The 12377-nt window shown below is 30.6% G+C and carries 13 protein-coding genes; 10 read left to right on the top strand and 3 right to left on the bottom strand.

Annotation, left to right across the window (positions count from 1 at the left end; all coding sequences use genetic code 11):
* Positions 1-31 precede the first annotated feature (31 nt).
* The 9 genes from OQ292_RS33910 to OQ292_RS33870 all read left to right on the top strand — a co-directional run bounded on the left by OQ292_RS33910 (position 32) and on the right by OQ292_RS33870 (position 8450).
* Positions 32-583 carry a hypothetical protein gene (locus tag OQ292_RS33910; protein WP_284688722.1) on the top strand — a complete coding sequence of 184 codons (552 nt, stop codon included), beginning with the start codon at positions 32-34 and terminating at the stop codon, positions 581-583.
* 24 nt (positions 584-607) lie between these two features.
* Positions 608-937: a hypothetical protein gene (locus tag OQ292_RS33905; protein ID WP_284688721.1), complete on the top strand. Its 330-nt coding sequence runs from the start codon at positions 608-610 to the stop codon at positions 935-937.
* Between the two features lie 2 nt (positions 938-939).
* Positions 940-1875: a hypothetical protein gene (locus OQ292_RS33900; RefSeq protein WP_284688720.1), complete on the top strand. Its 936-nt coding sequence runs from the start codon at positions 940-942 to the stop codon at positions 1873-1875.
* Positions 1872-2216 (top strand): hypothetical protein, encoded by a 345-nt coding sequence (locus tag OQ292_RS33895; protein ID WP_284688719.1) that lies wholly within the window; start codon positions 1872-1874, stop codon positions 2214-2216. Before OQ292_RS33900 ends, OQ292_RS33895 begins: the two co-directional genes overlap by 4 nt.
* Positions 2217-2331: 115 nt before the next feature.
* Positions 2332-4710, top strand: a complete 2379-nt coding sequence (locus tag OQ292_RS33890) for a VirB4 family type IV secretion system protein (RefSeq protein WP_284688718.1) — start codon at positions 2332-2334, stop codon at positions 4708-4710.
* Entirely contained in the window at positions 4703-5896 is a 1194-nt protein-coding gene (locus tag OQ292_RS33885) for a hypothetical protein (RefSeq protein WP_284688717.1), read from the top strand. Before OQ292_RS33890 ends, OQ292_RS33885 begins: the two co-directional genes overlap by 8 nt.
* A 3-nt stretch (positions 5897-5899) precedes the next feature.
* A complete protein-coding gene (locus OQ292_RS33880; protein ID WP_284688716.1) occupies positions 5900-6538 on the top strand; it encodes a hypothetical protein in 639 nt (212 codons plus the stop codon).
* Positions 6535-7554, top strand: coding sequence for a conjugative transposon protein TraM (traM, locus tag OQ292_RS33875; RefSeq protein ID WP_284688715.1), 1020 nt, complete (start codon positions 6535-6537; stop codon positions 7552-7554). The genes OQ292_RS33880 and traM overlap by 4 nt, the downstream gene beginning before the upstream one ends.
* On the top strand, positions 7551-8450 hold the full coding sequence (locus tag OQ292_RS33870) for a DUF4138 domain-containing protein (RefSeq protein WP_284688714.1): 900 nt from the start codon (positions 7551-7553) through the stop codon (positions 8448-8450). Before traM ends, OQ292_RS33870 begins: the two co-directional genes overlap by 4 nt.
* A 33-nt stretch (positions 8451-8483) precedes the next feature.
* Here OQ292_RS33870 and OQ292_RS33865 read toward each other — a convergent pair whose 3' ends face one another.
* A complete protein-coding gene (locus OQ292_RS33865) occupies positions 8484-8948 on the bottom strand; it encodes a JAB domain-containing protein (RefSeq protein WP_284688713.1) in 465 nt (154 codons plus the stop codon).
* 429 nt (positions 8949-9377) lie between these two features.
* On the opposite strand from OQ292_RS33865, the gene OQ292_RS33860 reads away from it, so the two are divergent.
* Positions 9378-11009, top strand: a complete 1632-nt coding sequence (locus OQ292_RS33860; RefSeq protein WP_284688712.1) for an alpha/beta hydrolase-fold protein — start codon at positions 9378-9380, stop codon at positions 11007-11009.
* Positions 11010-11143: 134 nt separating this feature from the next.
* On the opposite strand, the gene OQ292_RS33855 is transcribed toward OQ292_RS33860, so the two are convergent.
* Positions 11144-11299 (bottom strand): AraC family transcriptional regulator, encoded by a 156-nt coding sequence (locus OQ292_RS33855; RefSeq protein ID WP_284688711.1) that lies wholly within the window; start codon positions 11297-11299, stop codon positions 11144-11146.
* Between the two features lie 99 nt (positions 11300-11398).
* Positions 11399-12286 (bottom strand): helix-turn-helix domain-containing protein, encoded by an 888-nt coding sequence (locus OQ292_RS33850; RefSeq protein WP_284688710.1) that lies wholly within the window; start codon positions 12284-12286, stop codon positions 11399-11401.
* Positions 12287-12377: the final 91 nt, after the last annotated feature.

Genomic DNA, 12377 nt, shown 5'->3' with positions numbered 1-12377 from the left:
TCAATATTTCTTTCCTTGTTTTTTTATAATTATGATATTCTCACTTGTTCTGTATGGGCAAAGGCGTAAACCTGTGAAGTTTAATGAGAATAAAATACAAAAGCGAATTAAAAATTGGAGAGGTGATCATGGCGATTTCAATCTTGATATAGCTCATACTATTGGGACAAGAGGTTTTGATGTAACTTATTTTTCTGGAGAAAGAACAGAAATGTTTATTGCAAATTATCAGCACTTTATAAGAAATAGGATTGGATTTAAAATAGGAGGGGGTTATGAATTTGGTTCTCCATTTTCGGTAAGTTATAATGGGTACTATTTTCAAGTTCAACCTTTTGTAAACCTTTTAGGGATCAAGCAAAAGTTGTTTCTTAATTTATCTTCGGGTTTAAATATAGTTCGTGATGAGTATTCAAGATTAAATGAATTAGATGGGGTCTTAAGTTATGGAGGGGTAATTCAATTAGAAACTGAATTTGTAATACAAAAGAAGATAGCTGTTATCTCAACAATAGATCAGAAATACATTAGAAATAATGGTAGGTGGTTTTGGGGTATAGGTCTAAGATATATTGTTTTTTAAACTACATTAAAATAAGTCATTTTTATGAAAAAGTTAAATAAAATTAGTTTTGTTTTATTAGCACTTCTAGTTAGCAATTTGCTTAGTGCACAAGATATATTAGATAAACTATCTCAATCTCAAAAAGATGCTAAGTCTACAACTAAAGAGGGTTTAGAGATTTTTTTTGGGTATATGGATATTATACTAGCTATGATAGTTGCTGGATGGGCTGTAATATCTTGGAGAGCATCAAAAAGATCAGATTCAGAAGATGGACAAAGCTTTAATCTGTTGTCATTTGCAATGACAAAGTTAGGAGCAATAGGTGGGTATATTTTAATTAGAGTTGTTTCAATTCAATTAGTAAGTTGATTATGAAATATTTTTCATTTTTATTTCTGTTCAGCTTTATGCTACATCCAATTTTTGCACAAATGGCAGTGGTAGATGTAGTGGGTAACTCATTAAATTCAGCATCTCTCAAAATGCAAGCTATTGAAAGACAAACTTCTATTGCTACTAAAGTTGTACTTTCTGCTATGTCAGGGGATATTACAGGAAGTCTTGAGGCATTAACACATCAGAATGAGATATTAAAAAACTCTCAAGAATTGAAAAATACATTGGGAGATGTAATCAAGGCAAGTAGGATTTATGAAGAATGGAAAAATAGAATTTATGTAAGTAAAACAATGTTTGAACAGACTCAAGAATCATTAGATGAGTTACTCGATAATGAAAAACTTTCTGAGGAAACAATTAGTGATTTTAATTATTCATTGTCGAAAATTAGAAATCTCACAGATGCATCTAATGATATGTTTTTAGCAGCAACTGATACAAAAGATGAAATTGACAGAATAACTAGGTTAGAAAAGTTGCAGGAAAGTGATGCAAACCTTGAAGAAGTAATTAAAGAATTACAGGAACTAGAGAGTAAAATTAATGCATTAAAAAAAGGTTTTGCTTTGCGTTATGAGGTCGTTAGTATGAACTTACCACCTTATATAAAAAAAGTAGAAGGTTCAACTATTTTAGCTCAGGCGTCACTAGATAAGAAACAACGTAAAAAATATTTCTCCTCTATCGGTCAAACTATTGATACTGCAATTCAACAATCACCATATAAACAGTTTTTTTTATTAATATCTGAATATCTCAATTTGGTATTTATCACAGTAATAGCTTCAGTTGCAGTATATGTTCAAAGAGCGAAAGGTTGGGCAAATATTTATGGCCTTATAAAATCTGTATTTGAATTACTTGTGTTTTTTACGCTACTAAAGTTGGTTATTGCCAGTATAATATGATTCAAGTTTATAGGTCTACTTCTTATTTGACTTTACATGGTACAATTCAAGGTGTCCCATTACGAAAATGTTGGCTGCAATTTTATGTATCTGGAATTCTTATAATAGCTACTGTTTTAATGACTGAGTGGGATAATGTATTATCAATACTAGGGCATATTATATTTCTTACGGGGTTTCCAGTTATGCTTTTTCTAGCCACAATTAAAGTTTATGAAAATGATCCAGTGGTGGTATCATCAGTTTATAGACATATTGTGACAGGAGGAATAATAAATTATGAAGTAGAACCTGATTTATTTGAAAAGAAAATTATAAACAATGTTCTGGAAGAAAAGTAATAGTGTAAACTTCGAGAGAGTCCAACCTATCGATATAATAGGAAATCGGTTTTGCCTATTAAAAAGTGGCTATATTTCAATAGGGTTAGAACTATTTTTTCCAGGTATTTTTCAGATGGAAGAAGATCAAATAGTTTCCTATATTATCAATCCAATGAAGTTTTTCTTTAAGAACTTACCTGCAGGTACATGCATCCATTTTCAAAATGTATACAAACCACAAAAAATCGATTTGACTATTGATGGACAGGACTATCTAGACCAATCAGTTATAAGTATGCATGAACAAGCTTATGAAACTAAGCATCGTTGTTTTCTATTTATTTCTTTTCCGCAAAAATATCATATTAGTGACTTTGTAATATATGGAGATGAAGGATTTAAGAGAATAGATAAAAGAAAACTAACAACTAATGTTAACTATCCAGAAGTAAATGATAAAATAAAAATAGTTAATCAATTTGCCACAATTTTAAATGAAACTGTTCAAGTAAAAGCAGTTTTAATGGATGAGACAGCTTTGCTAAGTTATATGCAAGCCTATGTCTCATTACATTTTTTTGAACAACCACACTTCGGAAATATTCAAGATAGAGGTACTTGTTTACAAATAGGGGGGAAGTATTTGTCATTTTTATCCATGCATAAAAATCCAGATGCAGATTTATTAGAGATAGATTATCCAAATTTTACAACTGACTTTACAACGCCAGTGCAAAAACAATTATCACTACCAGCATCATTTGTTACTCCAATAACTTTGGGATTAAACTGTGAACATATTACTAATTTGTCTTTCTTGATTCATGATAAGGCAATGTTTGGTAATAAATTGAAAAAGCATAATAGAGATCTTAATAGTTTAGGTGCTCGGTTTGATAATAATAGAGAAAAATACCACTTTGTAAATGGGTTTATTGAAAGTGTTGAAAATGATCCACAAGAATACTTTGTGACTTATGCTTTGAATGTGATGGTAATGGCTAATTCAGAAAATGGATTAGTAAAAGCCAGTGAACTTGCTAAGCGTGGATTTGATAGACTTAATTTTCCAGCTATTGAAGAAAACTTTAATAATTTGAGTACATATTTAGGATGTATGGCAGGCAATGGGTATGAACTCCCTAGACAATTACTTGGTAAGCTTGGTCAAGTTTGTTGTCTTTTTCCTTATGAAACAAATGGGGTTTTTAATCCAAAAGGAATGCTTGTTTCAACAAAAACTGGCAAACCCACTTTTATAGATTTGATAAACAAATCAGCAATGTTTGGTAATACTGAGGTTAAAAAAACTAATCTGAACATGTTGATTTTTGGCAAAACAGGTTCTGGTAAATCTAATTTCATGGGATATTTTATTAGATATTTATGGAATACTGGAGGTCATATTATTTTACTAGATAAAGGTAATAGCTTTGAGAAAATGGTTAGTTTTTTAAGGGGTAAACTATATAGATATACTAATGAAAGTCCTCTTTCATTCAATCCATTTTTGCTGAGTAAAGATGAAAAAGGCGATTTCATTTACACTAAAGAAGAACTTGATTTTTTAGTGCCATTATTGATTTCAGCAATACATGATAGATTTACAAAGGAAGAAATTAATACAATAAAAGACATTTTAATAGATGATATTCTATCAAAGTTTTATCATTTGATAAATACTGGAAAAATTAAGATTGTAAACTTCAACTCATTTTATGAGTTTTTAATATCATTTCGTGAAGAAGTATTTACAAATAAAGGTAATAAGCAAAGCTTTGATAGCATTAAGAATCAGTTTCCTTTTGAGAAGGTATTGATAGCTTTTAAAAAGTTTTACAAAGGGGGGATTTACGAAACACTCTTTAATGCTAAAGAAAACTTCGATATAACTAATGATCAATTAACAGTATTTGAATTAGATAAAATTCAAGAAGATGTTTTCCTATTTAGAATTGTTGCTATATGTATTTCAAAACTTGTGAATACAAAATTTAAATCTGCTAGATTAAACGGTATTTTGAAATATTTTATAGTTGATGAAGGTACTTTTATCCTAAAGGATTTTATGGTAGAAGTAACAGCAGGTTTGTTCCAAACTGCAAGAAAACACAATGCAGGAATTTGTTTTGCAGATCAAACTTTTGATAAGTTACATGAGACTGGTGTAGCTAATAGAATTGCTGGAAACACAGATACTGTGATTGTCTTAGAACAAAAGTTTACAGAAGCTACAACTAAATATTTAAAAAGCTATTTAGGTTTTACAGAAGCTTCAATTCGTAAAGTTAAGGCTATAGACAACTCAGGTAAATGGAGAGAAGGAGTGTTGAAAATAAATGATTTTGTATTCAATTTTCGATTAAAATTATCAAAAGAATATTATCTAGCTCTTAATACAGACAGTGATACAAGAATGGCAAGGATTAATAAGAAAATAATGAAATATTTCGAAGAAACTGGAAATATGGAGTATGCCATTGAGCAAATAAAAGATGAAGAACATGTTTGATAAAGAAGATATTACTGCTTTTGCAGAAGTAACAGGTATTTTGAAGTCTTATCTCATGCCATACGCTCTAGTTTTTATTTTAGTTGCTGTGGTAATATACGCATATACTGAGCTGGTTGAAAAGGAAAATCAGGATTTAAGTTATAGTGGCACTGATATATTCTTTTCAGCTATTAGAAAATTGATTTTTCCAGTAACCGTATTTTTTTCTTTTAATACTATTTGTTTGCTTCCAATCTGGTTTGTCTCAGAATTAGAGTCTAGGCTCCAAGAAGTTGATGTTATCAAAAATATGTACTCAAGTGAATTGATTAAGTGGGAGAAAATTATGAAAAATAATAATTATCTCAATGAAAACAATCTTGAAAGTTGGGGGAACGCATCTGTTCAAACAAAAATTTCAGTGATTCGGATTGTTAAGAATGAAGCAGAAATGACAAAGAAAATGTCTGGTCATATTGAGAAAAAGGTTGATGTTGCTTTAGGACTTGAAAAAGATAATAGTGTGTTATCCCTTTTTAAGGGATTAAATGTTACAGAATTAATTCATCATGGACTTGTTTCATTAATCAATACCTTAAGGCAGGGTATTGAATATTTATTCAGTTTAATCTTTAAGCTATTGCTTTACCTTGATATCATCATCGGACAGTTTGTTGCATTATTTGCAATTTTGCCCATGTTTAGAGGAAATATCCTCTCTTGGTTACAAGAGAACCTTTCACTTTGCTTATGGGCGGTAATCTTCTTAATTGTTGATTGGATCTTAGGGTATATTTCATTTCGCACTAGTATTAGTATTGATACTTCAATAGCTGATTGGGTGATCCCATTATTATCAATTATTACATATGGAACAATAGGTTCACTGGCTGCAAAAATTATTGGAAGAGAGGCAAGTGGAGTTAGTATGTTACAATCTGCAAGTAAAACTGTATTAAGTACTTTACCTGCTGTTGGTGCTTTTGCTACTGGTGCAATGGGAGTATTAACTACATCAAAAGCCAGTAGTAAATTGGCTGGATTAGTTGGTAAGATAGTCCCTGAATCAATTAAACAGAAATCTACATCTTTAATGGATGGAGCAGTGAATACTGTAGACTTTTTTAAGCCTCAATATAAGCCCACAACGATGGAGAGAATGGCTGATGATATGTCTATTATAAGGAAATCATTAACTGAATAAATTATGAATGTAAAAGAAAAACATCCTTTAAATAGCTATTATAGGGCTGTGCAGATTGTAAAGTCTCAGAATAAACTATTATCTTTTTTAGTGATAATATTAGTTATCACCAATATTGTAAGTTTATATTTATCTTATGCAACTGCCTATGTATCTGTTCCAGGTCAAACAATATCAGTTCAAAGATCATTCACTGATCCATACCTAAATTATAATGCAGAAATGCATACAGTTAATTTTATAGAATCAATGTTCTCTTTTGAACCTTCAACTTTTGAAAGTAATATAGATAGAGCTAGAAATTGGGCGGATCAAAGTGTTTTTGATCAGTTTTATAATTTTTACTATGTAGATAAGCAACAAGAGACAGAGGTGCCTATTTATTATACATGGGTTGAGAATAATGTGCTTGTTGATATTAAAATGGATAGTATGAAAAGTCATTTTAATGATGCTAACGAGGTTATAGTTGAATTTTATGGAAAACAAATTTTCAAGAAATCATTTGATTATAATTTACAAACTGTTACGATATTTAATGCTGCAGCTATCGTTGAACCCCTAAGTTTTAGATCAGAGAAAAACAGGATGGGTCTATTAATAAAAAATCTAGTAGTAGAAAGTAAAGCGATTGACGAATGATACATAAATTAAGAAATGTGGATTCTGTTTATTTAGTATTTATGGGATTAATACCTGTATTTTTCTACATACATGGGTTTTTAATTTCTGGGAATCAGATATTTAATTTGGATAGTCAAGATCAAATTAGTTCTATACAAACACCAACCAATATTGAGAGTCAAGTTGCTCCTATTCCTGCTGATATCATAATAGATGAAAAAGATAAAAGGTTGGAAGTCTTAGATAAAAGTAAAGAAGAGAAAAAAGCTTATAAGCAAGCTGTTACTTTAAGTGAAAAAATGATGACAGTTAAAGATGTACAACTTCAAAACATGGCAATAAATGATGACTCGCCAGTAATAACTTCTCAAAAAAAAATTGAGAAGGAGATGCAAGTTCAAAAGCAAGAATTAACAGCACATAAAAGGAAAAATAAACTACAAATAGTTAATTCAATATTAGAAGGGAAAAGAGATAAAGCTCAAAAAGATGACGACCCATACGTAAGTTTTAATCTTGAAAGAAGTGGCAGTCTATTGCACAAAACTGAAAAAAAAGTTAGTGAATCCAAACCAAAAAAACTGGATAAAAATCTTATTTATGTAGATGCTCAATTTATTGGTGATAAAAGATTTACTGTTGGGCAAGATAACTTTATTTATTTGAGAAATACAACGTCTTTTTTGGTTAAAGACAGAGAAATCCCTAAAGGGACAGTAATGTTAGGCAATGTTTCTGTTGAAGAAAAAGTATATATTTCGATTAGTACAATTAAACTAGTAGCAGATGAAATACCAATAAATATTGTGGTTTGTGATAATAATGGTACGGAAGGGATAATATTTAAAGATATTGATGAAAGTTTTCAAAAAGCAAACTCAGAGCTAGAAGACATAATAGATGGCAGTCTAGATAATATTAATGTAAGTATTCCAATGGTCGGAAGTGTATCGTTGCCAAGCCGCTTAAGAAAAGATAAAAAGAAAGAGATATTCTTTAATAGTTCTACCAAAATTAAACTTTTAGTAAAATGAAAGTTTCTATTTTTTTATTAGTGTTATTATTTATTTCAACTTCAATAAAAGCACAAAATAAGAGTATTGTTATTTCAGCATTTAAGGTAGTATATGTAAAAGTACCAATAGAGTTTAAAATAGAAGAAGTACAATTAGGTATGGAAGAAAAATATTTTTCATCTAAAATTGTAAAGAGTAACTTATGCGCTGTTCAAGCAAATACAAATCAAAATCTACCACCTTCTAATATTAGTATTGTATGTTCAAATGGGCTTTTTCAAGCAGATATTACAGTAAATCATGGGACATTAAAATACTTCTATGAATTTTCTAAAGATGAAGTAATTCTTTTTAATGAAGGTAAAGAGTTTTATAAAAATGATAGTAATGTCGTTGTTAGTGTAGAGGTAGGTTATAAAGAACCAATTAAAAATAAGACTTTAAAAACTGTTGAAAATCATGATGCTAAAAGCACAGTTGGTGATTGGTTCGATAATATTGAATTTCAGAAGGATCGATGTCTATTAGGTACAATTAATAATCAGATAGGATTTTATGTAAATAATATAATGAGCAAGGGGGAAAATATTTACATCTCTTTTAAAATGAAAAACTTTTCTAATCTAGCTTATCATTGTGAATTTTTACAGACTTTTTTACTAACAAAACAAAAGAAAAATATTGCTACCATTTCACCAGATAAAGAAGTGCTATCATATGAAAGTTTGGTATTTCCCAAAGAAATTAAGCCTGGAGCATCAGAGCTTTTTATTATTCAGTTCAATAATAGCTTTTCACTTGCAAAAGGGAATTCTATTCAGTTAATAATGGATGAGGGAGAAAAAGGAAGAAGATTGATTGATTATAGTTTAACCCAAAAATCTTTTTTTAAACATATGATTAATATAGAGTAGTTTGAAAAAATCCCGGCTTTTGCCGGGAATTATTTACAATAACCCGGAGTCAAGAAATGAGAAGTGATTTTCTTCAGTAATGATGATGTGGTCAAGTATAGAAATATCAAGCAGCTTACCAGCATCTTTGATTTTATTTGTTATATTTATATCAGCCTGACTTGGAGTTAAATTCCCAGATGGGTGGTTATGCGATAAAATTAATGAGACAGAAGATGACTTCAAAGCCGCAATAAATATTGTTTTAGGATCAGCCACAGTTCCAGAAATCCCACCAGTAGAGACAGTGTAAATACCCAATACTTTGTTAGCGCGGTTGAGTAATAAAATTTTAAAGCTTTCAACAAAACCAAGTTGTCCGGGTTCCCAGTGTTTTCTTAAGATTTCAGCAGCTGAAGCAGAAGATGTAATGGTAGGTCTTTTACTAGCTGGTATTTTTGAGGAATACGAGATTTTAACTTCAGCTACATAATTAGGATCGAATTTTTTGGAAGACATGATTGTAAGAATTTGAATGAAACAAAAATTTGCTCCATTCTTCGGTTGTAGTGTATTACTGCAAGCAATAGAGGACGCGGAATAAAAGGATAGAAGCCAAGATTTGTAGGGTTTATGCCGAACTACTATTGCGTAGAAATACCAAAAGCGATTTTAGTTAATTTTTTGTGTTTCAAAGTCGTTTACAAGCAGTTTTAAAAATTTGATAGTTGGATAGTAGAGTGCAAATCGTTTGAGTCTTTTGAGTTTCAGTTAGAAAATGGAACAGGAGAAGATGATACTACAAAATTCAGAAAAAGCGTATACTGGGCTATTAAGTTTATGAATTATATTTCATTAAGTAGGCAACGGTATAATAGGATCAATCATTATCTATATAGATTATATTGACTGTAAATCCCTGTGATTTTCAATTTAAAAATCTGGCAAATGATTTATTCGAAATATCTTTATGTAATTTTTTTAGGATTATCTATAACTCAATCCTTTGCACAGATCAATGTAACTGGAAAGGTCATTGATTCAAATGATTCAAAACCACTTTCTTATGTGAACATTGGTATAAAGGGAAAAAATATTGGGACTACAACATCGATAAATGGATATTTCAACATCTTGATACCTGAAGCGTCTATGAAGGATACAATGACGTTTTCTCTTGTAGGATATAAGGACTTCATTATACCTATACAATCCACGGATAATGCTATGACAGTAATACTAGAGGAATCCGTGACACAACTTGATGCTGTAGAAATAACTGCTGAAAAATTGACAGAAAGAAAGTTTGGGATAAAAAGACGTAACCTGCTCATGCATTTTGCAGATGGTATGTTTCAGGAAAATGATATTTTTGAGATTGGACAACTGATAAAACTTAAAGGCTCAAAAGCATTTATCACATCGGTCAATATCTATCTTTTCGATTCTGAAAGGGATAGTGCCACCTTCAGAATAAATTTCTATGATACAATGGGCAACCTCCCTTCAAAAAGGATAATCAATAGAAGTATCGTCCAGACCCATCCCGTTGAAAAAGGTTGGTTGAAGCTCGATGTAACTGATGAAAATATTTTTTTAGAAGATGATTTTGTCGTATCGTTGGAATTTCTGCCCAACATGGATAAAGAGGATCATAGGAGGGTATCTTATGAGGTAAAGCTGGGAGGTTCTTCAAGGAGTTTTTATAGAAAGAATAGTCTTGGTACTTGGAATACTCCTCCTCATCATTATTGTATATATGTAACAGCTTTAGTTGATGAGAATATACCAGAGGAACGAGAAGAAGTAGAGACTAAACCATCCATCGCTCTATGGTCTCAAAATGTAAAAGATTCCTTTAATATATACATAAAGCTGCCCAAAGGTTATGATAATAAAAAAACTTCGCCAGTTATTTATTGTCTAGATGCCAACGCTTACTTTGATCATATCTGTCGAATCATTGAAGAAATATCTGAACAAAATATATTGGAAGTAGCTCCAATTGTAGTAGGGATTGGATATACCAATGCTTACATTATGGATTCTTTGAGGGTCAGGGATTATACGTTTCCTGTTGCTCTACCAGCTGATAGTCTCACAATAAGTGGTGGTGGGGAACATTTTTATGATTTTATCAAGAAAGAATTAATGACCAATATTAATGGTAACTACAGGACCGACCCCAAAAACAGCACGCTCATAGGTCATTCATTCGGTGGATATTTTACTTGTTTCGCATTGCTGAAAGATTTGCACGAGGAGCAACCACTATTTAATAATTATATAGCCACAAGCCCTTCTTTATGGTACAATGATGGCTATCTTATTGATCAGTTCAATGAACAGCAACCTTTTGAGGCAAGGGATCTTCCATATCTAATATTGAGTATTGGAGGAGAAGAAATAAAATCGAATGAAGGAAACGATATTGATAGATTTAAAGAATCGATATTGGCACTAGGTAATATCCTACTTGAATCAAAAGTTTATCCTGGGTTGGGTCATATGGGTGTGGCTATTCCTTCTTTTGAAGACGCAATAAAGTTTCTTTTTACTAATACTGATAGGTCAAAGTGAAAGCGTATAATGGGCTATTATGTTTATAAGTAGATAGCTGAAATATAAACCTCTTTACTATATTCAAAACAGCAGTACGTCAAAATGGAGTTATAAAAATACCCTGAAAGTATTTCAATTTAAAGTTAGTTTAATCACCTATAGTCACTAGGAGATTGTCCAATTTTATTTTTAAAAAGGCTGGTAAAATGTTGTGGATGTTTGAAACCAAGCTCATAGGCGATCTGGCTAATAGGTTTATCAGGGAAGAATATTTTTTCCTTGGTAATTTCGATGAATTTGTATCGCATTAGCTCTATAACGCAAATACTCCAAGTGTAAAATCCATTTGGACTAGTATAAAAACTTAGCATGTATAATACTGAAAGTGCATTTCAGTGTTTTATATGTCAACCTTTTCTAAACTTCAAAGGTGTTGTACCTGTATTTTTTTTAAAGAAATTATTAAAATGTGTTACTTCTGAAAATCCCAAAACAAAAGCAATTTTTGAGACACTCCATTCATTTTGTTTTAAAAGAAATTTTGATTCTTGTAATATTCGTTCAGTTATTACTTGAGTAGTTGTTTTTTGGGTAGCTTCTTTTATAATTCTGTTTAGGTGATTTACATGTACATTTAATTTATCAGCAAAATCAGATGCTGTTCTAAATTGTAATCCACTTTGATGTTCATCAACTGGAAACTGAGATTCTAGAAGTTCTAAAAATAATTCAGAAATTCTTTTTGCAGCATTTATAGGTTGCTTCACGGATATTAAAGTCGGTCGTATCTTAAGTGCAAAGTGAACCATTTCATAAACCATTGTTCTTAAAAGATCATATTTATATACATAATCTGAGTTTAATTCATCAGACATGCGAATAAATATATCAGACACATTTTCATACTGTTCACGTGATAATTCAAATATATGATTTCCAGTAGGCTGAAAAGCAGAGTATTGATTTAAATGTCTAAATTGACGAAAAAATGCCTGATTGAAAATACAAAAGTATCCATTGAAAACTTGGTCTTTTTGCTCCCAACTATAAGGGATGTGAGGGTTTGAAAATACCAATGAATATTTATTCACATTATCAGTAAAGTGAAATTTTTGTACTTTTTCTACTAATGTTATTTTAAAATAATCTCTTCTTCTAAAAGGAGTATGTCTAGCTCCATTAACAATATTGGGATAGAGTTTAAATACATTAAAATAACCGATGTTTTGTTGATTTTTTATTGCTAAATCATTTTTAGCTTTATAACAATCACTAATAGTTTCTACTTTATTCATAAAAAAAGAAGATTATCTTCCTTCCTTCGGTATCAAATCCATTTAATATTTAGTTCTACAGTTTTCTTGTAAATAAGAATTATCACACTGA

This window comes from Chondrinema litorale, assembly GCF_026250525.1.
Lineage (GTDB): Bacteria > Bacteroidota > Bacteroidia > Cytophagales > Flammeovirgaceae > Chondrinema > Chondrinema litorale.
The sequence above is the reverse complement of the archived record's forward strand: the minus strand, read 5'-3'. Positions and strand labels throughout refer to the sequence as shown.

Excerpts from the sequence above, each read along its gene's own strand:
- OQ292_RS33880 (WP_284688716.1), top strand. The coding sequence starts at position 5,900 with ATGAATGTAAAAGAAAAACATCCTTTAAATAGCTATTATAGGGCTGTG.
- OQ292_RS33850 (WP_284688710.1), bottom strand. The coding sequence starts at position 12,286 with ATGAATAAAGTAGAAACTATTAGTGATTGTTATAAAGCTAAAAATGAT.
- OQ292_RS33910 (WP_284688722.1), top strand. The coding sequence starts at position 32 with ATGATATTCTCACTTGTTCTGTATGGGCAAAGGCGTAAACCTGTGAAG.
- OQ292_RS33900 (WP_284688720.1), top strand. The coding sequence starts at position 940 with ATGAAATATTTTTCATTTTTATTTCTGTTCAGCTTTATGCTACATCCA.
- OQ292_RS33890 (WP_284688718.1), top strand. The coding sequence starts at position 2,332 with ATGGAAGAAGATCAAATAGTTTCCTATATTATCAATCCAATGAAGTTT.
- OQ292_RS33870 (WP_284688714.1), top strand. The coding sequence starts at position 7,551 with ATGAAAGTTTCTATTTTTTTATTAGTGTTATTATTTATTTCAACTTCA.
- OQ292_RS33860 (WP_284688712.1), top strand. The coding sequence starts at position 9,378 with ATGATTTATTCGAAATATCTTTATGTAATTTTTTTAGGATTATCTATA.
- OQ292_RS33855 (WP_284688711.1), bottom strand. The coding sequence starts at position 11,299 with ATGCGATACAAATTCATCGAAATTACCAAGGAAAAAATATTCTTCCCT.
- OQ292_RS33895 (WP_284688719.1), top strand. The coding sequence starts at position 1,872 with ATGATTCAAGTTTATAGGTCTACTTCTTATTTGACTTTACATGGTACA.
- OQ292_RS33905 (WP_284688721.1), top strand. The coding sequence starts at position 608 with ATGAAAAAGTTAAATAAAATTAGTTTTGTTTTATTAGCACTTCTAGTT.
- OQ292_RS33865 (WP_284688713.1), bottom strand. The coding sequence starts at position 8,948 with ATGTCTTCCAAAAAATTCGATCCTAATTATGTAGCTGAAGTTAAAATC.
- OQ292_RS33885 (WP_284688717.1), top strand. The coding sequence starts at position 4,703 with ATGTTTGATAAAGAAGATATTACTGCTTTTGCAGAAGTAACAGGTATT.
- traM (WP_284688715.1), top strand. The coding sequence starts at position 6,535 with ATGATACATAAATTAAGAAATGTGGATTCTGTTTATTTAGTATTTATG.